The sequence below is a fragment of the Desulfovibrio legallii genome (assembly GCF_900102485.1).
In the GTDB taxonomy this organism is placed as follows: domain Bacteria; phylum Desulfobacterota; class Desulfovibrionia; order Desulfovibrionales; family Desulfovibrionaceae; genus Desulfovibrio; species Desulfovibrio legallii_A.
The window spans coordinates 45,796-66,966 of sequence record NZ_FNBX01000006.1 but is presented as its reverse complement, the minus strand read 5'-3'; the positions used below and the strand labels follow the sequence as shown (position 1 = coordinate 66,966).

Sequence of the window (21,171 nt, the reverse complement as noted above, 5' to 3'; positions counted from 1 at the left end):
CGAAGGGCAGAGCGCGCCCCAAATGCGGCATGCTGCCGTCAAAAAATTATTTTTTTGTCTCAATGGTCTGCACTATTTTGCGGGCCATGGGCTTAACCAGATCGCACAGGGTCTCCAGCATGAGGTTGTCCGCAGCGCTGCCGGAAGGCAGCCCCGTGCGCGACTGGGAAGCGTTGAGCGACTCGCGCACCATCCGGGCCTGGCGGTTGGCCAGCACATAGCCGACCCGCAGGGAGGTGTTCATATCCGTACTGGAGGTTTCGTTGATCCAGGCTTCGTCCACCTGACCGGTGACCAGGTAGTCCGGGTTGCCTTTGCGGGCCTCAGCCACACTCACGGAGTAGGAGATCTGCAGGCCGTTGCGGGCCAGTTCGTCAGCCAGGGCCTTACTGATCCACTGCGGCACGTTGTCGCCGGTGACAAACGCGCTCTTGTCGCGCCGCTGCCCCAAGGTGGTTTGATCCATGCGCTTGTCTTCAAACATGACCACGGTCACGCGCGGCGCGTTGGGCGTAGGCAGAACAGCTCCGTCCAGCGGCGGCGGGGCAAGCAGCCGGACGGTGTTGCTGGGCCCGCAGGCCGCAAGCAACAAGGTCAGCAGAGAACAATACAGGACAATGCGGATAGATTTCATGACGGCCTCGCGGTTTGTATAGAAATTCTCCAGATTACTCCAGCCTCTATATACGGAATCTGAGCTTCTGGCAAGGCTCGGCGGCCGAAACCTCGCGGGCCGGGACGCGCCTTGCAGGCGGCGGCGGGCCGTGCTACAGCCTTGCGAAGCGCAAACGCGCCTTTTGCGAGGGGAAGACTTCCCCCGCCGATCGATATTTTCAGCCCTGTGAGAGGAGCGGGTATGTTGGATCTCAAACTGCTGCAACGCCAGCCGGATCTGCTGGCCAAAGCCTTGGCCGACCGGCATTCCGGGCTGGACATTCAGGAATTTCTGGCCCTGGACGCCCGTCGCCGCAACCTGCTGACCCAGGTGGAAGGTCTGAAGCAGCAGCGCAACGCAGCCTCGACCAAGGTGGCGGAACTGAAACGCAAGGGCGAAGACGCCGCCGCCCTGCTGGCCGAATCCACCGCTCTGGCGGACCGCATTAAGGAGCTGGACGGGGAAACCGCCCAGGCCAAGGCCGAGGTGGAAGCCTGGCTCATGCGCGTGCCTAACCTGCCGGATACCTCCGTGCCCGTGGGCAAGGACGAAACGGAAAACGTAGAGGTCTCCCGCTGGGGCACGCCCCCCGTTTTCGACTTCCCCCCCCGCGAACACGGCGAGCTGGGCGTGGCCCTGGACGGCCTGGATTTTGAACGCGCCGCGCGGCTTACAGGCAGCCGGTTCGTGGTCATGCGGGGTTGGGCCGCACGCCTGGAGCGGGCGCTGGTCAACTTTTTTCTGGATCAGCACACCAGGCACGAAGACTATATAGAGGTCTGCCCTCCTTATATGGTTAACCGCGCCACTATGACCGGCACCGGACAGCTGCCCAAATTTGAGGAAGACCTCTTCAAACTGCGGGAAAACGACTACTACCTCATCCCCACGGCCGAAGTGCCGCTGACCAACCTGCACGCCGGCGAGGTGCTGGACGAAACCGACCTGCCCCGCGCCTACTGCGCGGCCACACCCTGTTTCCGCTCCGAAGCGGGCAGCGCAGGCAAGGACACGCGGGGCATTATCCGCATGCACCAGTTCACCAAGGTGGAGATGGTCCGCTTCTCCCATCCGGAAGACAGCTTTAACCAGCTCGAAATCCTGCGCGGGCACGCCTGCCGCCTGCTGGAGATGCTGGAGCTGCCCTACCGCGTCATTACCCTCTGCACCGGGGACATGGGCTTCAGCGCCGCCAAAACCTATGACCTGGAGGTCTGGCTGCCCGCGCAGAACACCTACCGCGAGATTTCCTCCTGCTCCAACTGCACGGATTTTCAGGCCCGCCGGGCGGGCATCCGATTCAAGCCCAAGGGGGGCAAGGCCGCCTATCTGCACACGCTCAACGGCTCCGGCCTGCCCACGGGCCGCACCATTGCCGCCCTGCTGGAAAACGGCCAGCAAAAAGACGGCAGCGTGCGCCTGCCCAAGGCGCTGGCGCCTTACATGAACGGCGTGGAATGCATCGAACCCCGCAATGGCAACGGCAAACAGAACCGCACATAGGGCCCGCAGCGCATTCCGCCCGGACGCGGCGAGCCGCGGCAGCCGGAGAGCGTATTTTGCGAAATCTTCTTGACACCTGCAAGGCTCATGGATATATTGCGCTTCTCACACGGGTCGTTAACTCAGTAGGTAGAGTATCTGCCTTTTAAGCAGAGAGTCGCAGGTTCGATCCCCGCACGACCCACCAAGTATTCCAAGCCCTTACGGTAACCGCCGCAGGGGCTTTTCTTTTGGCACATGCGCTTGGGCACATATTCAAATCCGGCAGGGTGTACAGGCATTTCAACTTTGAAATGCCGTGGCGGCTGCGTGAACAGACGCCCGCTGTGGAGGTGGTAAGCGCAATGTCTTTGCGCTGGTAAGCGCCGAAACGAGCGTGGCGGAAACTTTGAGAATGCATATTCTCAAAACGAATCTGCTCTAGATGTTCCGCAAGCCCGCTCGGCCTCTGTGCGCCTGCCCCCTTGCGGCAGGGGGCCTTTTTGCGGAGGGGGAAGCGCCTCGCGCTTCTCAACGCCGCACGCGGACCAGCAGGCTCTGGGCGGGCAGGCGGTAGAGATAGCGCAGGCGCGTAAGGTAGCACAGCGCGCCGAAGCCCAGGGCCACGATATAGGCAATCCAGAAGCCGGTGGCCCCCAGCGCCGGGGTCAGCAGATCCGTGCGCCCCAAAATGAAGCCCAGGGGCAGCCCGATGACGGCATAGGCCATAAAGCAGATGACGGAGATGATCCGCGTGTCGTTGTGCCCGCGCAAGATGCCGATGCCCGTGGCCTGCAGGCCGTCCACCACCTGGTAGGCGGCCCCGAAGAGCAAAAGATGCGCGGCCAGGGCCGCCACGGCGGCGTCTTCCGTATAGATGGCCACGATCTGCCGCCGCAGCAGCACGGTCAGCACCGCTATGGCCAAGGCAAAAACCACGCTCATGCTCAAGGCGGTACGGGCCGCGAGCCTGGCCCTGTCCACCTGGGCCGCCCCCAGGCAGGCGCCCACGCGGATGGTGGCCGTCATGCTGATGGAGAGCGGCACCATAAAAACCACCGCCCCGAAATTAAGGGCTATCTGGTGCCCGGCCACCATGACCGTGCCCAGCGGGGCCAGCAGAATGGCGCTGACGGCAAAGAGCGCCACCTCAAAGAACAGGGCCAGCGCGCCGGGCAGGCCGATGCGCAGCACCCGCAGCACCAGCGCTCCGTCAAAGCGCTCCGGCCCGCGCCAGAGGGGCGCGAACAGCGGCCGCAACCCAGCGTATTGCCGTGAGAAATTCAAATGCAGGAACATGCACACGGCCATGAACCAGAAGCTCACCGCCGAGGCCACGCCGCAGCCCACGCCGCCCAGCTCCGGCATACCCAGTTTGCCGTAAATAAACACATAGTTGCAGGGCACGTTGACCACCAGCCCCAGCACGCCGATGATCATGGCCGGCCGGGTGCGGGCAAAGCCTTCCAGAAAGCCGCGCTGGTTCACAAACAGCAAGAATCCGGGCAGCCCCCAGAGCATGGCCCGCAAAAAGCCGCCGGAAATGGCCGCCAGATGCGGCGCAAGGCCAAAGGCCTCCATGCGCCAGGAAACCACATAAAAAAAACTCATGAGCGCAAGGCTCAGGCCCAGGGTCAGCCACAGCCCCTGCCGCAGCAGGTGCGCGGCCCTGTCCGGCCGCCCGCCGCCCACGGCCTGGGCGCTCAAAGGGGAAAGGGCCAGCAGACAACCGATACCCAGCAGGGCCACGGGCTGCCACACGGAACCGGCCACAGCCACGGCGGCCATATGCTCGGCGCTGTACTGTCCGGCCAGGGCCGTATCCACAAAGGTCATGCCCGTCTGGGCTATCTGCGCCACAAGAATGGGCAGTCCTATGGCATAAAAACGGCGAGCTTCCGCCCAGGAAAAAAAACGCATGAGGCACCTATTCTGATGACAGAAACAGCCCGTCCACGGGCAGACGCCTGCCCTGGAGCACAGCGGCGCGGCCCACCAGATTCTCTATGGCCGCGCGGCCTGCCGGGCCCAGATCCAGGCTGAACTCGGTGACAAAAGTCTTGATATGCGCCTCGGTGACCTGCTCCTCCATTTCCTGCGCGTGGGCCCGCACAAATTCCCGCGAAGCCGCGGGATCGGCCTGGGCGCAGGCCAGGCTTGCGGCAATGGCCCGCTGCAGGGCCAGAGCCGTCGGCAGGGGGATATCCCTGCGCACGGCAATGGCCCCCAGGGGCAAGGGCAGATGGTACTCCTGCTCCCACCACTGGCCCAGGTCCAGCACCTTGACCAGCCCCAGCCGCTCGTAGGTGAACCGTCCTTCGTGAATAACCAGGCCGAGGTCCGCTTCACCCCGGGCCACGGCGGGCATAACGTCGCTGAAAAGCATGGCCCGGCGCGGGCCGTGAAAGCCGCCGTGCAAGGTCAACAGCAGGTTGGCCGTGGTCATGGCCCCGGGCACCGCCAGGCTGGCCGTGCGCCAGGCCGTGGGCGGCAGGGATTCGCGCGCCACCACCAGGGGGCCGCACCCCCAGCCCAGGGCCGCGCCCGAAGAAAGCAGCGCGTAGTCGTCCATAATCCAGGGCACCACGCCCAGCGATATTTTGGTTACGTCCAGCTTTCCCTGACGGGCAAGGGTATTCAGCTCCTCCACATCGGCCATGTGGGGCTGCAAGGGCAGGGGCGCGGGGGCGATGCCGTGCAGCAGAGCGTGGAAGATAAACGTATCGTTAGGGCAGGACGAAAGCCCCAGACGCAGCGTTTGCGGATGAGAAACAGACATGAGATACCTCACATTGACAGCGCGCGGCGGCCGGGATTATTCTCAAAAGGTTACACAGCCCCCTACGCACAGGATGCCTAAACCATGTTAGACGCAGCATACTACGCCAGCCTCGGCCTTTCGTCCATCTATGAGAAAGTGCTTGACGGCCGCCGCTTGGAGCCCGAAGAAGGGCTCGCCCTGTTCCGCTGCCCCGACCTCACGGCCGTGGGCGCGCTGGCCCTGCACGACCGTTGCCGACGCCACGGCCAGCGGGCCTTTTATGTGGTCAACCGCCAGATCAACTACACCAACGTCTGCGTCAACGGCTGCGTCTTCTGCGCCTTCCGACGCGACCGCGCGGACGAACCCGGCGCTTTTGTCCTGAGCCATGAAGACATTCTGGCCCGCCTGCGCGAGGCCGAGGCCTCTTCCCTGCGCCTGGACGAGCTGCACATCGTGGGCGGGTGCCACCCCGATCTGCCCCTCGCCTGGTTTGAGGATCTGCTGCGCCGCGTGCGCGCCGCACATCCGGATCTGCCCATCAAGGCCTTCACCCCAGTGGAAATCGAGCACTTTTCCCGTCTGGAGGGCATCAGCACCCGCGCCGTGCTGGAGCGGCTGCAGCAGGCGGGGCTGGTCATGATGCCCGGCGGCGGCGCGGAAATCTTCGACGAGGATCTGCGCGCCCGCATCTGCCCGCACAAGGCCGACTCCACCACCTGGCTGCGCGTCTCCGGCGAGGCGCACGCCCTGGGCATCCAGACCAACTGCACCATGCTCTTCGGCCACCTGGAAAGCTATGAACAGCGCGTGGATCACCTCTGCCGCCTGCGGGAGCAACAGGACAGAACCGGCGGCTTTACCTGCTTCATTCCCCTGCCCTTCCTGACGGAAAACAGCCGCCTCAAGCTGCCGGAAGACAAGGTGGGCCCCCAGCGCGGTCTGGACCAGCTGCGCACAGTGGCCGTGTCCCGGCTGCTGCTGGACAACATCCCCCACATCAAGGCCTATTGGATCATGATGGGCCCCAAGCTGGCCCCGGTGGCCCTGTGGTACGGGGCCGACGACCTGGACGGCACCATCATTGAAGAACGCATCGGCCATATGGCCGGCGCGCCCTCAGCGCAGGGCCTGACCATCCACGAGCTGGAGCAGATGATCCTGCGCTCCGGCTTTACGCCCGTGCGGCGCAACGCTACCTTCACCACCCTTTCCGAGACCGTCAGCACGGAGGCGCGCCCGTGACCAGCTTTTTGCCCGCTCACAGTCCCTTTGAAGAATCCGGCCCCGCCTTTGCCGACCTGCGCGCGGCCGCGGCCAAAGCCGCAGCCGGCCAACGCCTGGAGCGCCAGGACGCCGAGGCCCTCTACTACAAGGCCAGCCTGCCCACCCTGGCCAGCCTGGCCCACCAGGCGCGCCTGCGCCTGCACCCGGAGCCTGTGGTCACCTATGTGGGCGACCGCAACATCAACTATTCCAACATCTGCGTGTGCGGCTGCCGCTTCTGCGCCTTTTTCCGCCCGCCGGAAAGCCCCGAAGGCTACGTCATCAGCCGGGAGGAAATGACCCAAAAGGTGGAGGAAACCCTGCGCCTGGGCGGCACGCAGATTCTGCTTCAAGGCGGGCACCACCCCGACCTGCCCCTGGAGTGGTACGAAGAGCTGCTGCGCTGGCTGCGCGCCACCTGGCCCACCCTGCACATCCACGCCTTTTCCCCACCGGAAATATTTTTCTGGTCCCAGAAGTTCGGCCTGAGCGTGCCCACGGTGCTGCGCCGCCTCAAGGCGGCCGGGCTGCATTCCCTGCCCGGCGGCGGGGCCGAGGTGCTGCACACCGCCGTGCGCGCCAGGGTTTCGCCCAACAAATGCACGGCGGAACAGTGGCTGGACGTGATGGAAGCCGCCCACCACGAAGGCCTGCGCACCACGGCCACCATGATGTTCGGCCATGAGGAGGAACCCGGCCAGCGCCTGGACCACCTTTTTGCCGTGCGCGATCTGCAGGACCGCACCCACGGCTTTACGGCCTTCATCCCCTGGACCTTCCAGCCCGCGCACACCCGCATTGCCGTGGACCCGCTGCCCGCCCCGGCCTATCTGCGTCTGCTGGCCGTCTCCCGCCTGGTGCTGGACAACGTGCCCAACATCCAGTCATCCTGGGTGACCATGGGGCCGCAGGTGGCCCAACTGGCCTTGTTTTACGGGGCCAACGACTTCGGCTCCCTGATGATTGAAGAAAACGTGGTGGCCGCCGCGGGCGTCTCCTACCGCATGAGCCGGAAGGACATCCACAAGGTCATCCGCGCCGCGGGCTTTACCCCCGTGCAGCGCACCATGGACTACACCCCCGTGGACCCGCAGCCGGAGGCCTGACCAAACCGCCAGGCCGCCAGACCCGCAAAAGGCTTTGCTATGAACACTTCCCCCGCCGCCCGCCCTGTGCTGCGCATGGGGCGCATCGGCTACCTCAACGTGCTGCCCATCTACCATCCGCTGGAGGCGGGCATTCTGCCCCACGATTACGAGCTGGTCTCCGGCCCGCCCGCCCTGCTCAACACCATGATGGCGCGGGGCGAGCTGCACGTCTCCTCCTGCTCCTGCTTTGAGTACGCCTGCCGCCCGGAGCGCTATTTTCTGGTGGAGGATCTCTCCATCGGCTCCCGCGGGCCGGTCATGAGCGTGCTGCTGCTCTCGCGCCTGCCCGTGGAGCAGCTCCAGGGCAAGGAAATCCTCATCAGCGGCGAAACCCACACCTCCGTAGCCCTGCTGCGGCTGCTCATGCATGACCGCTACCGCTGCGAGGTCGCCTACCGCACCGGTCAGGTGACCCCAGCCGTCAACTCCCCCACCCCGCCCGTGGCCTTTCTGGCCATCGGCGACGAGGCCCTGCGCCTGCGCAACCATCCGGACTACCCCTACCGGCTGGACCTGGCCGAAGCCTGGCGCGACTGGACAGGGCTGCCCTTTATTTTCGGCCTCTGGGTGGTCAGCCGCGCGGCGGCGGACCTCTTTCACGACGACCCCGGAGCCCTGCTGCGCCGGGGGCGGGACTGGGGCCTCAGCCATATGGACGTGATTCTGGACCTTACGGCCCACGGCTGCCCCCTCTCGCGCCAGGAGCTGGACTTCTACTACCGCAAAGGGCTGGTCTACAGCCTGGGTGACGAAGAGCAGCAGGGCCTCAGCCTGTTCTACGCCAAGCTCGCCCAGGCCGGCATGATCCCCGCCGTGCCGCCGCTGGAGTTCTTCCGCCGCTGAGCGTCGCCGCCCAGGTCTTCCCCCCAAAAGCGCGCACCGGGAAGGCGAACGCGCGGGCGCTCCCCCAGAGAAGAGAACCGAGGGTGAAAAGGGATAGGCCCTTCAATTGGGAAATGCCCTGGCGGCTGCATGAGCAGACGCCCGCCGTGCCGGCGTAGGCGCAATGCCTTTGCGTTGGCACGCGCCGGAGCGAGCGTATCGCAAACTTTGAGAATGCCCGTTCTCAAAGACAAGCTGCTTCAGGGGGAAAAGACCGCGCGGACAAAGGGCGTTTTGTGAACCAAAGCCCCCTGCCCGCGCGCAAAGAGCCTTGCCCTACTGCAAGGACTTCAAAATCGCCGCGCTGGAAACGGAGCCGAGCACAGTGCCGTCCACCACCACGGCGGGCAGGCGGCCCGCGCCGTAAAACTGGCTGATCTGCTGCGCCTGGTAAAGATTCACGTTGCCCGCGTCGTAACAGTATTTGGCCACGGCCAGCTCCTGGCTGGCGGGCACGGGGGGCCGCAGACGGGCCATATAGCTGTAGTGGATGGGGTAATCCGTGGACTGCACGGTGGCGTCGTATTCGTTATGGAAGGGCACGGCCTTGCCGCGGGCCTTTTTCTGCGCGGCCTTGACGCTGTTCCAGCGCTCCAGGGCGTAGGTCAGATAGGGCATGGCCTGGCCGGGGCGGTTGTGGACGATCCAGATGGCCATGCCCATAAGGTCCGTGCCGTAGTATTCGCTGCTGTTGGCAAAAACGACAATCTTGCACTGGGCGGGCGACAGGGAGCGGGCGGCCTCGCTCGCCGCGCGCCAGACCCTGGCGCTTTCGGGCGCGGCAAAATCTAGCAGCACCAGGACTTCGTGGGGCGCTTTAGGGTCGCCGAAAACCACGGGGTAGACTTCCGTCTTCCACTGCGGCCGGTAGGCGGCCTCACCCTCAATGCTGGTGACCTTGCCGCCCAGCTGGTTGATCATGGCCACCGCCTCCGGAGAGCCGGCCCGCAGATTGGGCAGGCTTTGCCGCAGGAACGGATTGAACAGATTGGCCTTGTCGCTGTGGGCCTCAGAAGGCAGATTTACCGCGCCGCGCGGGGCGCTTTCGCCTCCGGAAAAGCCGCAACCGCCCAGCAGAAGCCCCAATGCCAGCAGGGCCGACAACATTCCGCGCATAGCACACCTCACGCAAGCCCGTTTATTCCGCAGACGCGAACAGGGGTTGGGCCGCGGCTTCCAGGTGCCGCAGCCAAAGTTCCGCAAACCCGGCGTATTCCGCCGTACCCAGGAGCACGGGACGGCACCGGCGGCCATCGCTTTCAATGCGGCTGCGCCAGGACTGGGCCTGCGCGCCGGCCATATCCCGCAGGGCGTGGCGGCCCACCACTGAAAGCAAAGGCATGAGCCAGACCGTGGAAGACGCAAGGCGGGGCAGGATATCCTCCAGCAGCGCCGCGCCGTTCATGGTGCCCACATGCACGCGCGGGTCCAGGGCGCGCACGGCCTGATCCAGATCCGCATAGCGGCCCACAGCCGCATGCCGCGCGCCGTGCCCCATGCAGACCACATCCTCATGGGGGGCGCGTTCGGCGGGCAGGTGCCGCACCAGCGCCCTGGCGGCCTCCTGCACGTCCGCGGGGCTCTGCAACAGGGGCGCGCCCACCCGGCAGACAAGCCCGTGCGGGGCGGCCGCTTCTGCAACGGCAGCGCAGACCTGCTCGTGTTCGCTGCCCGGAATGGTCTGCAGGGGCTGCACGGCCACATGGGTGAACCGCTCAAACCCCAGACGGCTCATGGCTTTGAACACCGAATCGCTTTTCTGCCGGGCCAGGGCCAGGCGCTCGCGCAGGAGCAGCGAGGTAAAGGCCCAGCGCACGGGCACGCCGGGGTAGCGCTGCCGCACAAGGGCGTCAAAACCCTTGAGGGCGTTTTGTCCCTGGGCGCTGCTCGCGCCGAAGGCCACCAGCAGAATAGCGCGCTTCATGGCCCCCATGTGTACGTCAGTTGCGGGCCGGAAGCAAGCTAGGGCAGCGACCGGAGCGGCACGGGGCGCTGCAAACCGCCGTAGAACGTCTTGTATTGACCCTTGCCCCTCCAGAAGGCTACAGTGCCGCATGCGTCCTCTGCCCCGCCGTGACCCCCACGGCGCGGCACGGGCTGCTGGAGGAAAATGCTGATGCCGAAAGCCTTGGTTTTGGGGGGCGCTACCGGCCTGCTGGGTCAGGCGCTGGCGCGCGTGCTGCGACAAAAGGACTGGCAGGTGGAGACCTTGGGGCGCGGGGAAGGCAATCTGTCGGACCTGAATTTTCTGGAAGACCGGGTGGCCGCGGCCAAGGCTGACGTGGTCTTTAACGCCGTGGCCTGGACGGCTGTGGACGACGCCGAAGACCACGCCGAAGAAGCCTGCCTGCTCAACCGCACCCTGCCCGACGCCCTGGCCCGGGTGATCAAATCCCAGGGCAGCGGGCATCTGGTGCACTACAGCACGGATTTTGTCTTTTCCGGCTCGGGCGAAACCCCGTGGAAGGAAGAGGACGCGCCCCACCCCACCTCGGTATACGGCTGCACCAAGCTGGAAGGCGAACAGGCCGTACTGCGCGTCCTGCCCGACCGGGCCTGCGTGGTGCGCACGGCCTGGCTCTTCGGGCCGGGGCGCAAGAATTTTGTGGACACCATTCTGGCGGCCTGCCGCCGGCGCGACGCCATTACGGTGGTGCACGATCAGACGGGTTCGCCCACCTACAGCCTGGATCTTGCTCAGTGGAGCGCGGCCCTGGCCGAAAAGCAGGCCACCGGGCTGTGGCACGCGGCCAACAGCGGCCAGGCCAGCTGGTGCGATCTGGCCTGCGAGGCCGTTTCCCTGGCGGCCGCTCCCTGCCGGGTCATGCCCATTGATTCTTCGCAATATCCGCAAAAAGCGCGGCGGCCGGAATTTTCCGTGCTGGATACGGGCAAGCTGGCCGCCCTGCTCGGCAAAAAGCCCCGCCCCTGGCCCCAGGCCCTGCGGGACTACATCTTCTGCGAATACCTGCCCGCCATGACCGGGGGCAAAAAGCCCTCGCCGTGCGGAGGCGCACGGTGAACCCCGGCCCGCGGGCACACCGGCGGCCGCAGATTCTTCTGCTGCTGACCGTGCTGCTGGCCGCTTTTGCGCCGTCCACGGCGGCGGCGCGGCCGCGCAGCCTGCAGGACCTGGCCGCCATCACCGGCAAACTGGTGAAAACGGGCATCAAATACGGTGAAATCCCTTCTCTGTACCGCCCCCGCTACGACCGCACGGCCGATGCGGACCTGAGCCTGAGCAGCGACGACGTGGTCTTTGTGGTCCAGCTGCCCGACGGACCGCGCATCTATCCGCAGAACATCATGGCCTGGCATCAGGTGGTCAACGAGGTGGTGGACGACAATGCCTACGCCATCACCTACTGCCCCATCACGGGCACGCTCATGGCCTACGACGCCTCCATGGGCGGGCTGAACCTGATTTTTGATCCCGAAGGCCGCCTTTACGACGGCAACAGTGTGCTTATAGACCGCAATTCCGGCAGCCTGTGGCTGCAGGAAACGGGCATGGCCTTTGAAGGCCCCCTGCTGGGCCGGGGCCTGCCGCAGCTGCCCGTATTCTGGACCACCTGGGGCGCAGCCAAAAGCGTCTACCCCAAGGCCAGGGTACTGGCCCCCCCTCCCGGCAACCGGCCCTACGGGCGAGATCCTTACGGCAGCTACGCGCGCACGGACACCTACTACCAGAACGACCGGCTTATCTACCCCGTCCTGCGGCTGGACCGGCGCTTTCCGCACAAAACCCCCATGCTCTGCCTGGAATATGAGGGCTACCTGGCGGCCATCGATATCAAATATGTGAAAAAGCAGGGTGCGGTAAACTTTTTTGTGGGGCCCCACGCCCTGCTGGCCGCCTACGACGGCCAACTCGGCGTGGTGCGGGTGTTCAACCGCCGCGTCTGGAACGACCCCTTCCTGTTCATTGCCCGCTACGGCAAGCTGCAGGATCTGACCACCCGCAGCCTGTGGAGCCCGGCCACGGGCAAGGCCCTGGACGGCAATATGAAGGGCGCGGGCCTGACCCAGATCTACGGCGTCTACTCCATGTGGTTTGCCTGGTACAGCATGAATCCGGAAACCCTGGTTATTCCAGGGCCCGGCGAAGTTCCCCGGGATCTGCTCTCCCCCCATCCCCCAGGGCAGGACAACGGCAGCCCACCATAAGCCCGCTCCCTGTCTCCTTTTTGCCCATAGCGCCCCCCCGCGCATAAGCTCGTGACGAAGGGCTGCTCTGCACCCGAATCCGGGCAAACGGCATTTTTTTCCTCTTACTTCTCGGAACAATTCTTGCAGTTTTGTCGCCAAGGGATTCTCCCTCGTGGCAAGGAGGCGACACACGGAGGTGCGCATATCTACGGCAGCATCGTCTGCCTTGGATGGTGGGCGAGGTTAAAAAGCGTCCTTACGGACAGGGAGAAAGTATGAGCGTCAGTGTGCGGTATCATCTTCTTCCTCCGCATATTGGGAGGAGATGCTCAATCGAACAAAGGAATCAAGTTCTACTCAGCAGAATGACCTTGCAAGTCAACTCTTTGGAGATCTTGATTCCGATGGAAATGGAGCATTGAGCCTGGAGGAAAGCGGTCTTGATCAGGATCTTTACAGCTCAATAGATACTGATGGAGATGGCTCTATTTCACAAACTGAACTGCAGCAGGCTATTGAGCTACAACAGACAGCAATGTTCACAAATATGCAGTTGAGTGAACAGAATTTATCAACGGCACAAAGCAAAAATGTGGAACAAACAACCGCTAGTGAGCAGCCCAGCGCCCAGGAAATGCTGTCGGCCATCATGAGCGGCCAAACGCCTCCGCCGCCGCCAGCCGCCAGCGAGTCCCAGACTGCCGCCGAGTCGACTTCAGACGACATGTTCGCATCCTTCTTCTCGGAGTTGGATTCAGACGGCAGCGATAGCATCAGCGTGGCGGAGTCCGGCCTCAACCAATCCGTTTTCGACTCCATGGATACGGACCAGGACGGGACCGTCTCTTCCGATGAGCTGTTCGCAGCCCTGGAAAAACAACGCCAGACCTTGGGCGGCTTTACCGATTCCAGCTCTTCGCTGACCAGCGCTTCACTGGCCCAGGGCTTCCTTACCGCTCTGGCCAACAATGCCTACCAGACAGCCAGTCAGACCGCTGGTGCGGCTGCCACGCAGAGCGTGGAGATCACGGCCTGATTTCTCTACCCAATTGCCGGTTACTGAGGAGCCTGGGCGGGCAATGCCGCCCAGGCTCCTTGCACTATGCGCTGCCGCAACGATGCAGCGCAACGTTATGGTAGTAAAACGTCTCCAACAGCGGCGGGCGATCCCCCCAGGGCAGGATACAGACGCGCAGCGCCCCTGAAAGGGCATTGCGCAGGGAGTGTACTCTTATGGTACTCGACCGGAGCAAAAAAACGCGCTGACGCCGCCGGAGGGCAAAAAGACCTTTGTCCGCACCCGACCTAGTGGGCGGCGCCCCAATCACGCCCCACCCCCCAGTCCACAACCAACGGCACGGAAAGGGCCGCGCCGCCGGGCGCGACGCCGCTCATAAGGGCGGCCACGCGCGCGCCCACGTCTCTGGCGGTCTGCTCCGGCGCTTCCAGAAGAAGTTCGTCGTGCACCTGAAGGAGAAGGCTGGCCTCCAGACGGCTCAAATCCGGATCGTGGGCCACGGCCAGCATGGCCAGCTTGATGATGTCTGCGGCGGAGCCCTGGATGACGGTGTTGATGGCCTGGCGGCGGGCCAGGGCGTAGGCCTGGCCGTTGGGGGAATGGATGTCGGGCAGGAGACGGCGGCGGCCGCCCAGGGTGGTGACATAGCCCTGGCGTTTGGCCGTAGCCTCCACTTCTTCGTAAAAAGCCTTCAGACCAGTAAGACGGGCAAAGTAACGGGCAATGAATTCCTTGGCCTTGGCCGTGCCGATTTTCAGCTCCTGCCCCAGCTTCTGCGCGCCCATGCCGTAGATGAGGCCGAAGTTGATGGTCTTGGCGTTGCGGCGCTGGTCCGGGCTGATCTGATCCGGCGGCAGGTCGTAGATGAGGGCGGCCGTCCTGGCGTGGATGTCCTCGCCCTGGCGGAAGGCCTCCAGCAGGGCCGCATCCTGGGACATGTGGGCCAGCACGCGCAGCTCCACCTGGGAGTAATCGGCGGAGACCAGCGCCCGGCCGGGACCGGCGATGAAGCAGGCGCGCATGCGCTTGCCCAGGGGGCCGCGCACGGGGATGTTCTGCAGATTGGGATTGCTGGAGGAAAGACGGCCGGTGGCCGTGGCCTTCTGGTTGAAGGTGGTGTGGATACGGCCTTGGGCGTCCATCAGGCGCGGCAAGGGGTCCAGGTAGGTGGAACGCATTTTTTCCAGCTTGCGGAACTGGAGGATGCTTTCCACCACCGGATGGCTGCCGGCAAGTTTTTCCAGCGTTTCCTGGCTGGTGGAGGCCTGGCCTCCGCGGGTTTTGCGCGGCGCGGGCAGCTTGAGGGTAGTAAAGAGCACCTCGCCCATCTGCTGGGCGGAGCGGATGTTGAAAGTGACGCCCGCCGCCGCGTAGACCGCCGCCGTAAGCCGGTCCAGCTCGGCCTGCACGTCGGCCAGGAAGGACTGGAAGGCCGCCGCGTCAATGGCCACGCCGCGGCTTTCCATGGCCGCCAGCACGGGGATAAGGGGCAACTCCAGATGACGATAGAGGGGCAGCAGGCCGTCCGCGTCAAGGCGCTCTTCCAGCACGGCGGCCATGCGCAGGGCCAGGGCCGCAGGCCCCATGCCGCTGCGGCGCAGGGGCGCGCCCCAGTGCGCGGCCAGGCGGGGCCAGGCGTAGTCGCTCTCCTCAGGGTTGATGAGATAGGCGGCCAGGCCCAGATCAAAGCAGAAAGGCGGCTGTCGGTCCTGGGGCGGATCGAGCCGGCAGGCCGCGCCTGTGAGCTGGCTTTTCAGGTCGGCGGTCACCAGGCGGCGCGCCTTACGCAGCCAGGCGCAGAGGGCCTCCGGCGCACCGCCCCAGCGCACTTCGGCGCTGTCAGGCGCGGCAGCGTCCGCGGAGGCCGCCACGGCGGACGCCACGGCCACATGCGGGGGCTTGTCCGGCCCGCCAGGCCAGATGCAGGCCACCTCCAGCCCGGCGCAGGGGGGCAGGGCCTCCACGGCGGAAACCAACGGCAGATCCGGTTCCTCCAGCACCTCCAGCAGGCTCATCTGCGGGCCCGCGCCCTGTGGGGGGGCGGCTGGCGCGGCGGCCTTCCGCGGCGCAGACGACGGCGGGCCGGGGGCAGGCTCTACGGCGGGCGCGTTTGCCTGCGGGGAGGCCGACGCGGGGGCGGTCGTTGCTGGCGCGGCGGCCTCCTGCAACTGCAGGCGCTCCAGGGCGGCCATCTCCCGCCGGAGGGCGTGGAGTTCAAATTCCTCAGCCAGGGAGGCGCAGGCCGCGGCGTCCAGGGGGCGCACCCGCATGTCCTCCAGGCGCACATGGCCGCAGGCCGCGTGGGAAAGGGCGGTCAGATCCCGCCAGAGAAACATGGTTTCCAGATGATCGCGCAGCTTGTCCTGCAGCTTGGGGGACAGCAGGGCAAAGTGGTCGCGGATGTCTTCCAGACTGGGGCATATTTCAAAGATTTTCTGCGCCGTCTTGGGCCCGATGCCGGGCACGCCGGGGATATTGTCGCTTGTGTCGCCCACCAGGGCCTGCACGTCGGCCCACTGACCGGGCGTAAAGCCCGTTTCGGCGGTGAAGGCTGCGGCGGAGAGCAGTTTTTCCTCCCGGGAAGCAGGATCCCACATATAGACGTTGGGGCCCAGGCACTGCTTCAGATCCTTATCGCCGCTCACGATGATCACGGGCCGCTCCGCGGAGAGGCGCGCCGCCAGGGAGGCGATGCAGTCGTCGGCCTCGCAGCCGTCGGAGACTTCGCGGGGAATGCCGAGCGCGCGCACCATGCGGGCAATGGGCTCCAGCTGGCGGACCAGGTCTTCGGGCGTGGCCTCGCGGTTGGCCTTATAGAGCGGGTAAAGATCGTGACGAAAATTTTTGCCCTTGCCGTCCTGCACAAAAAGAAAGTGCCGGGGGCGTTCCTCCCGCAGGATGCGCAGCAGCACGCGGGCAACCACCACCAGCGCATTGGTGGGAAAGCCGTCGGAGCGCTGCATATTGCGGTTGGCGAAAAATCCCCGGTAGATAAAGGCGGTGCCGTCCATAAGAAAAACGGGATCCGCGGCAAGATGAAGGCGGCTTTTGAGCGACATGACGACTCGCGGTGCTGAGGGTGGCGGGGGCCGGCGGCGCACGGGGCGTGCCCCTTGCGGAGATGTGGTCCGGCGCATATACTATAGAGATGGAAACAAGTGCGCAAGTGACCGTCGCCGTGCAGGGGCCGCTGCTCCGCGTGAGCGTGGGCGGCCGCTGGAACATGGAAGCCCCCTGGCCCCAGGCGGCCCAGGACGCCCTGCGCCAGGCCGCGGACCAGCGCGTGGCCCGGCTGGAGGTGGCGAATGCGGCCCTGGGCCAGTGGGACAGCAGCCTGCTGGTCTTTCTGGTGCAGCTGCTCAGGACGGCCCACACCCGTGGGCTGACCGTGCGCACGGAGCTGCCAGAAGGTCTGGAGCGGCTGCTGCACCTGGCTTTTGCCGTGCCGGCCAAAGAAGGCGCGGGCAAAACCACCCAACGCCGGGGCCTCTTGGCCGCTTTGGGCGACAGTGTGCTGGCGCTGCCGCCAAAAATTGAAGATTTCCTTGATTTTCTTGGCGACGTTACCCTGGCAGTGGGGCGGCTTTTTGTGGGCCGGGCCAACATGCGGCCGCAGGATCTGCTGACGGCCATGTACGAATGCGGGGTGCTGGCCCTGCCCATCATCTCCCTGACCAGCCTGCTGTTCGGCCTGATCCTGGCCTTTGTGGGCGCTGTGCAGCTTACCCAGTTCGGCGCGCAGATCTATGTGGCCGGGCTGGTGGGCATAGGCATGCTGCGGGTTATGGGCGCGATCATGGTGGGGGTGGTCATGTCCGGCCGGGTGGGCGCGGCCTACGCGGCCCTTATCGGCACCATGCAGGTTAACGAAGAAGTGGACGCCCTTGCCGCCCTGGGCTTTTCTCCGGTAGATTTTCTGGTGCTGCCCAGGGTGCTGGCCCTGACCCTCATGATTCCCCTGCTGACCCTCTACGCCGACCTTATGGGCGTGCTGGGCGGCTTTGCCGTGGGCACACTCATGCTGGATCTGAACCCCATGGAATACGCCAACGCCACAGTGCAGATGGTGCCTTTCAAGCATGTGCTCATCGGTCTGGTCTACGGCACGGTGTTCGGGATCATTGTGGCCCTGGCGGGCTGCTATCAGGGGCTGCGCTGCGGCCGCAGCGCCCAGGCCGTGGGCCGGGCCACCACCACGGCCGTGGTTCACGCCATTGTGGGCATTATCGTGGCCACATCCATCATTACCGTCATCTGCAACGTCCTTCAGGTCTGAACCATGCACGCGCCTCTTGCTTCCGCCGCTGCCGCCGCCCCGCAGGACATCCCCATCCGGGTGCACAATCTTACTGTAGGCTACGGCTCCTTTGTGCTTATGCGCGACGTGAGCTTTGACGTGCGCGCCGGGGACATTTTTTTCATCATGGGCGGTTCCGGCTGCGGCAAAAGCACCCTGCTGCGGGCCCTTATGGGCCTGAAGCGCCCCCAGACCGGACAGGTGCTGTACAGCGGCGCGGATTTCTGGAACGGTACGGAGGTTGAGCGCCGCGGCATCATGCGCCACACTGGCGTGCTGTTTCAGGGCGGCGCGCTGTGGAGCTCCATGACGCTGGCGGAAAACGTGGGCCTGCCCCTGCAGCAGTACACCAGCCTCGGCCCGGCGGAAATCCGGGAACAGGCCGCGCTCAAGCTGGCCCTGACCGGGCTGGCCGGCTTTGAGGACTATTACCCCTCGGAGATCAGCGGCGGCATGCGCAAGCGGGCAGGCCTTGCCCGCGCCCTGGCTCTGGACCCGGCCATTCTGTTTCTGGACGAACCCTCGGCCGGGCTGGACCCGGTGAGCTCCCGCCTGCTGGACGACCTCATCCTGGAGCTGCGGGACAGCCTGGGAGCCACGTTTGTCATTGTTTCGCACGAGCTGGCCAGCATTTTCGCCATTGCCAGCAACAGCATTTTTCTGGACGCCCAAACCCGGCTGGTGGCCGCTCAGGGGCGTCCTGACCTGCTGGCGCAGGACCCGGCCACCCCGGAGAGCGCCCGCCTGTTTCTGACCCGGGGCGCGGCCCGCGCCGCCGACCCGGAAGACGCCAAGGCCCCTGCGGCCAAGGACAAGGATTCCGCCCCATGAGCAAACCTGTTTCCAAAACCGCCGTGGGGGCCTTCGTGCTCTGCGCGCTGGCCCTATTTGTGCTGAGCGTCCTCTGGCTGGGCGGCAGCCGTCTGTTCAGCAACGACATGGAATATGTGCTCTATTTTGACGGCTCGGTGAGCGGCCTTTCTACCGGCGCTCCCGTGGTCTTCCGCGGCGTGCCCATGGGCAGCGTCACGCGCATCAACCTGGTGGCCAACGCGCGCGATTCCAACGTCACCATCCCGGTCTACATCCGCATCGACGAACGCAGCTTCGTGCTGGCCAAAAACGCCGGCGCGCCCGCGGACGGCTTTCATGAGGAAATCATCCGCCGCATGGTCCAGCGGGGCATGCGGGCGCGGCTGCAGCTGCAGAGCCTGATCACCGGGCAGTACCGCATTGAGCTGGATTTTTACCCCGGCAGCCCGGCCAACTTCAGATCCTCCACGCCGGAGATGGAAATTCCCACCATTCCCTCGCCCATGGATACGCTCCAGAGCACCATCCAGCGTCTGCCCCTGGAGCAGATGACCGCCTCGCTGGACACCATTCTGCAGAACCTGGCCCGCGCCTTGGACCAGAACCGCCTGGAACGGGGTCTGACCGCCTTTGCCGATACCTTTGAAGAGCTGCGCGACCTGCTGCGCAAAAGCCCCATGCGCGCGCACGCGGAGCAGATTCTGCAAAGCATGGATACGGCCAGCGGCGCTATGGAGCGCGAGCTGCCGGCCACCCTGCTCTCCTTCCGCCAGGCCATGGAGAACATGGCCGTGGCGGCCCAGCAGCTGCGCGCGGCCACGGCTTCGGCCCAGGGCGTGCTGGGGCGGGATTCGCCCGCCATGGCCGACCTGCGCCGCATGCTCAAGGAAGGTTCGGACGCCGCGCGCGCTCTGCGCGCCCTGGCCGAAATGCTGGAACGCAACCCTGAAGCCCTGCTCAAAGGCAGGCAAGGAAGACACTGATGCCACGCCTTCTGCCCCTTGCGCTTGCCGCACTGGCGCTTTTGCTCTGCGCCTGCGGGCGCAGCGCGCCCACCCGCTATTATCTGCTGGAAGCGGCCACGCCCCCGGCCAGCACGGCCGCCCTGCCCGCCCGCACCTTGCGCCTGGCCCCTGTGGCCCTGCCGGAATACCTGGACCGCAACGGCATCGTTACCCGCGGCCCCGGCACGCAGGTTACCGTGGCCCAATTCCACATCTGGGCCGAATCGCTGCAGGCGGGCGTGCGCCGCAGCGTGCAGGGCGCGCTGGCCCCGGCCCTGCTGCCGACGGGTGTCGCCGTACTGGCCCCTTCCGACGAGGACAAAAGCGACTACCTCCTGCAGCTGGATCTCCAGCGCCTGGACGGCAGTCTTGCGGGCACGGCCGCGCTGGAGGCGCGCTGGACCCTGCGCGACCGGCACGACGCTGTGCTGGACCGGGGCGTGTATACGGCGGAAGAAGCCGTGCCCGGCAGCGGCGAGACGGGCGCGGACTACGCGGCCCTAACCGCCGCCGAAAGCCGCCTGGTGCGCGGCCTGGGGGCGCATCTGGCCGAGCGGCTGCCGCCGCTGTTGCGGGGCCGGCCGTAATGCCCTTCCCGGACAACAAGCGCTTTCGCGTGCTGCTGGTGGACGACGCGCCGGAAAACCTGCGCATCCTCAGCGAGAGCCTGCGCGACGACTACACCATCATGTTCGCCAAAAACGGGCCGGACGCCCTGCGCCTGGCCCGTCGTCAGCCGCCGGACCTTATCCTGCTGGACGTGATCATGCCCGGCATGGACGGTTATGAAGTCTGCCGCCGTCTTAAGGGGGACGCCGCCACCCGCGACATCCCCATCATGTTCATCACCGCCCAGAACGAAGAAACCGACGAGGCCACGGGGCTCTCCCTGGGCGCGCAGGACTACGTCATCAAGCCCTTCCGGGCCTCGCTGGTGCGCAACCGGGTGGCCAACCAGCTCAGGTACAAACGCTACCGCGACCACCTTAACGAGCTGGTGCGCGAACGCACCCGGCAGCTTTCCCTGACCCAGGAAGCCACCATCATCGCCATGGCAAGCCTGGCCGAATGGCGCGACACGGAGACGGGCGCGCACATCCGCCGCACGCAGAGCTACGTCAAAGCCCTGGCGGAACAACTGGCCAGCCTGCCCCGGTATGCGGACCAGCTCGACGCCGACGCCATTTTCTGGCTCTACCTTTCCGCGCCGCTGCACGACGTGGGCAAGGTGGCCATTGCGGACACGGTGCTGCACAAGCCCGGCCCCCTCACCGACGAAGAGTATGAGGCCATGAAGACCCATACCGTACACGGCTGGGCCGTGCTCTCCGCCGCGGACCAGATGCTGGGGGAAAATTCCTTTCTGCGCGTGGCCAGCGACATCGCCTACTGCCACCACGAACGCTGGGACGGCAAAGGCTATCCGCGCGGGCTCAAAGGGGAGGAAATCCCCCTTGCCGCCCGCCTCATGAGCCTTGCGGACGTTTACGACGCCCTGCGCAGCCGGCGCGTGTACAAAGCGCCCATGCCCCACGCGACCGCGGCGGCCATCATCGGGGACGGCAAGGGCAGCCAGTTCGACCCCGATGTGGTGGACGCCTTTCTGGCCATTCAGGACAGGTTTGAAAAAATTGCCACGCAGTTCAACGATGCCTGACGCGGCCCGCGCCCCCGGCGGCAGGCCGCTTTTACCGCC

General features: G+C 65.4%; 18 protein-coding genes and 1 tRNA gene. 13 read left to right on the top strand and 6 right to left on the bottom strand.

The genetic code is table 11. From position 1 onward, the window contains the following. Nucleotides 1–46 precede the first annotated feature (46 nt). Entirely contained in the window at nt 47–634 is a 588-nt protein-coding gene (locus BLS55_RS05220; RefSeq protein WP_092153308.1) for a hypothetical protein, read from the bottom strand. Nucleotides 635–856: 222 nt separating this feature from the next. Between BLS55_RS05220 and serS the strand changes: the two genes are divergently transcribed. Together serS and BLS55_RS05210 are read left to right on the top strand one after the other, a co-directional pair. Continuing rightward, complete coding sequence (serS, locus tag BLS55_RS05215) at nt 857–2,158, top strand: serine--tRNA ligase (RefSeq protein WP_092153307.1); 1,302 nt, start codon at nt 857–859, stop codon at nt 2,156–2,158. 111 nt (nt 2,159–2,269) lie between these two features. Next, nucleotides 2,270–2,345, top strand: a tRNA-Lys gene (locus BLS55_RS05210). 323 nt (nt 2,346–2,668) lie between these two features. On the opposite strand, the gene BLS55_RS05205 is transcribed toward BLS55_RS05210, so the two are convergent. Together BLS55_RS05205 and BLS55_RS05200 are read right to left on the bottom strand one after the other, a co-directional pair. Continuing rightward, nucleotides 2,669–4,057, bottom strand: coding sequence for an MATE family efflux transporter (locus tag BLS55_RS05205; protein WP_092153306.1), 1,389 nt, complete (start codon nt 4,055–4,057; stop codon nt 2,669–2,671). A gap of 7 nt (nt 4,058–4,064) precedes the next feature. Then, complete coding sequence (locus tag BLS55_RS05200) at nt 4,065–4,916, bottom strand: 1,4-dihydroxy-6-naphtoate synthase (protein WP_092153305.1); 852 nt, start codon at nt 4,914–4,916, stop codon at nt 4,065–4,067. 84 nt (nt 4,917–5,000) lie between these two features. Here BLS55_RS05200 and mqnE point away from each other — a divergent pair, with 84 nt between their 5' ends. From mqnE to BLS55_RS05185, 3 genes are read left to right on the top strand one after another with little or no spacing between them, the layout of a single operon-like run. Then, a complete protein-coding gene (mqnE, locus tag BLS55_RS05195; RefSeq protein ID WP_092153304.1) occupies nt 5,001–6,143 on the top strand; it encodes an aminofutalosine synthase MqnE in 1,143 nt (380 codons plus the stop codon). Continuing rightward, on the top strand, nt 6,140–7,270 hold the full coding sequence (mqnC, locus tag BLS55_RS05190) for a cyclic dehypoxanthinyl futalosine synthase (RefSeq protein WP_092153303.1): 1,131 nt from the start codon (nt 6,140–6,142) through the stop codon (nt 7,268–7,270). The genes mqnE and mqnC overlap by 4 nt, the downstream gene beginning before the upstream one ends. Before the next feature lie 39 nt (nt 7,271–7,309). Then, entirely contained in the window at nt 7,310–8,155 is an 846-nt protein-coding gene (locus tag BLS55_RS05185; RefSeq protein ID WP_092153302.1) for a menaquinone biosynthetic enzyme MqnA/MqnD family protein, read from the top strand. 315 nt (nt 8,156–8,470) lie between these two features. On the opposite strand, the gene BLS55_RS05180 is transcribed toward BLS55_RS05185, so the two are convergent. Further along, nucleotides 8,471–9,310, bottom strand: a complete 840-nt coding sequence (locus BLS55_RS05180) for a hypothetical protein (RefSeq protein WP_092153301.1) — start codon at nt 9,308–9,310, stop codon at nt 8,471–8,473. Nucleotides 9,311–9,332: 22 nt separating this feature from the next. Then, nucleotides 9,333–10,118 carry a sirohydrochlorin cobaltochelatase gene (locus BLS55_RS05175; RefSeq protein ID WP_092153300.1) on the bottom strand — a complete coding sequence of 262 codons (786 nt, stop codon included), beginning with the start codon at nt 10,116–10,118 and terminating at the stop codon, nt 9,333–9,335. A gap of 192 nt (nt 10,119–10,310) precedes the next feature. Between BLS55_RS05175 and rfbD the strand changes: the two genes are divergently transcribed. The 3 genes from rfbD (at nt 10,311) to BLS55_RS05160 (ending at nt 13,379) form a co-directional block, all read left to right on the top strand. Next, on the top strand, nt 10,311–11,216 hold the full coding sequence (gene rfbD / locus BLS55_RS05170; protein WP_092153299.1) for a dTDP-4-dehydrorhamnose reductase: 906 nt from the start codon (nt 10,311–10,313) through the stop codon (nt 11,214–11,216). Further along, nucleotides 11,213–12,361 (top strand): DUF3179 domain-containing protein, encoded by a 1,149-nt coding sequence (locus tag BLS55_RS05165; protein WP_257243138.1) that lies wholly within the window; start codon nt 11,213–11,215, stop codon nt 12,359–12,361. Before rfbD ends, BLS55_RS05165 begins: the two co-directional genes overlap by 4 nt. Nucleotides 12,362–12,668: 307 nt before the next feature. Next, nucleotides 12,669–13,379: an EF-hand domain-containing protein gene (locus tag BLS55_RS05160; protein WP_092153298.1), complete on the top strand. Its 711-nt coding sequence runs from the start codon at nt 12,669–12,671 to the stop codon at nt 13,377–13,379. Between the two features lie 269 nt (nt 13,380–13,648). Here the strand turns inward: BLS55_RS05160 and polA are convergent, their stop codons facing one another. Beyond that, nucleotides 13,649–16,420 carry a DNA polymerase I gene (gene polA, locus BLS55_RS05155; RefSeq protein WP_092153297.1) on the bottom strand — a complete coding sequence of 924 codons (2,772 nt, stop codon included), beginning with the start codon at nt 16,418–16,420 and terminating at the stop codon, nt 13,649–13,651. Between the two features lie 89 nt (nt 16,421–16,509). Here polA and BLS55_RS05150 point away from each other — a divergent pair, with 89 nt between their 5' ends. Genes BLS55_RS05150 through BLS55_RS05130 form a run of 5 tightly spaced genes read left to right on the top strand, consistent with a single transcriptional unit; the run spans nt 16,510 to nt 21,132 of the window. Then, nucleotides 16,510–17,637: an MlaE family ABC transporter permease gene (locus BLS55_RS05150; protein WP_092153296.1), complete on the top strand. Its 1,128-nt coding sequence runs from the start codon at nt 16,510–16,512 to the stop codon at nt 17,635–17,637. A 3-nt stretch (nt 17,638–17,640) separates the two neighbouring features. Then, nucleotides 17,641–18,489, top strand: coding sequence for an ABC transporter ATP-binding protein (locus tag BLS55_RS05145; RefSeq protein WP_092153295.1), 849 nt, complete (start codon nt 17,641–17,643; stop codon nt 18,487–18,489). Further along, complete coding sequence (locus tag BLS55_RS05140; RefSeq protein ID WP_092153294.1) at nt 18,486–19,454, top strand: MlaD family protein; 969 nt, start codon at nt 18,486–18,488, stop codon at nt 19,452–19,454. The genes BLS55_RS05145 and BLS55_RS05140 overlap by 4 nt, the downstream gene beginning before the upstream one ends. Further along, on the top strand, nt 19,454–20,062 hold the full coding sequence (locus tag BLS55_RS05135; RefSeq protein ID WP_092153293.1) for a PqiC family protein: 609 nt from the start codon (nt 19,454–19,456) through the stop codon (nt 20,060–20,062). Before BLS55_RS05140 ends, BLS55_RS05135 begins: the two co-directional genes overlap by 1 nt. Then, complete coding sequence (locus BLS55_RS05130; RefSeq protein WP_092153292.1) at nt 20,062–21,132, top strand: HD domain-containing phosphohydrolase; 1,071 nt, start codon at nt 20,062–20,064, stop codon at nt 21,130–21,132. Before BLS55_RS05135 ends, BLS55_RS05130 begins: the two co-directional genes overlap by 1 nt. Nucleotides 21,133–21,171: the final 39 nt, after the last annotated feature.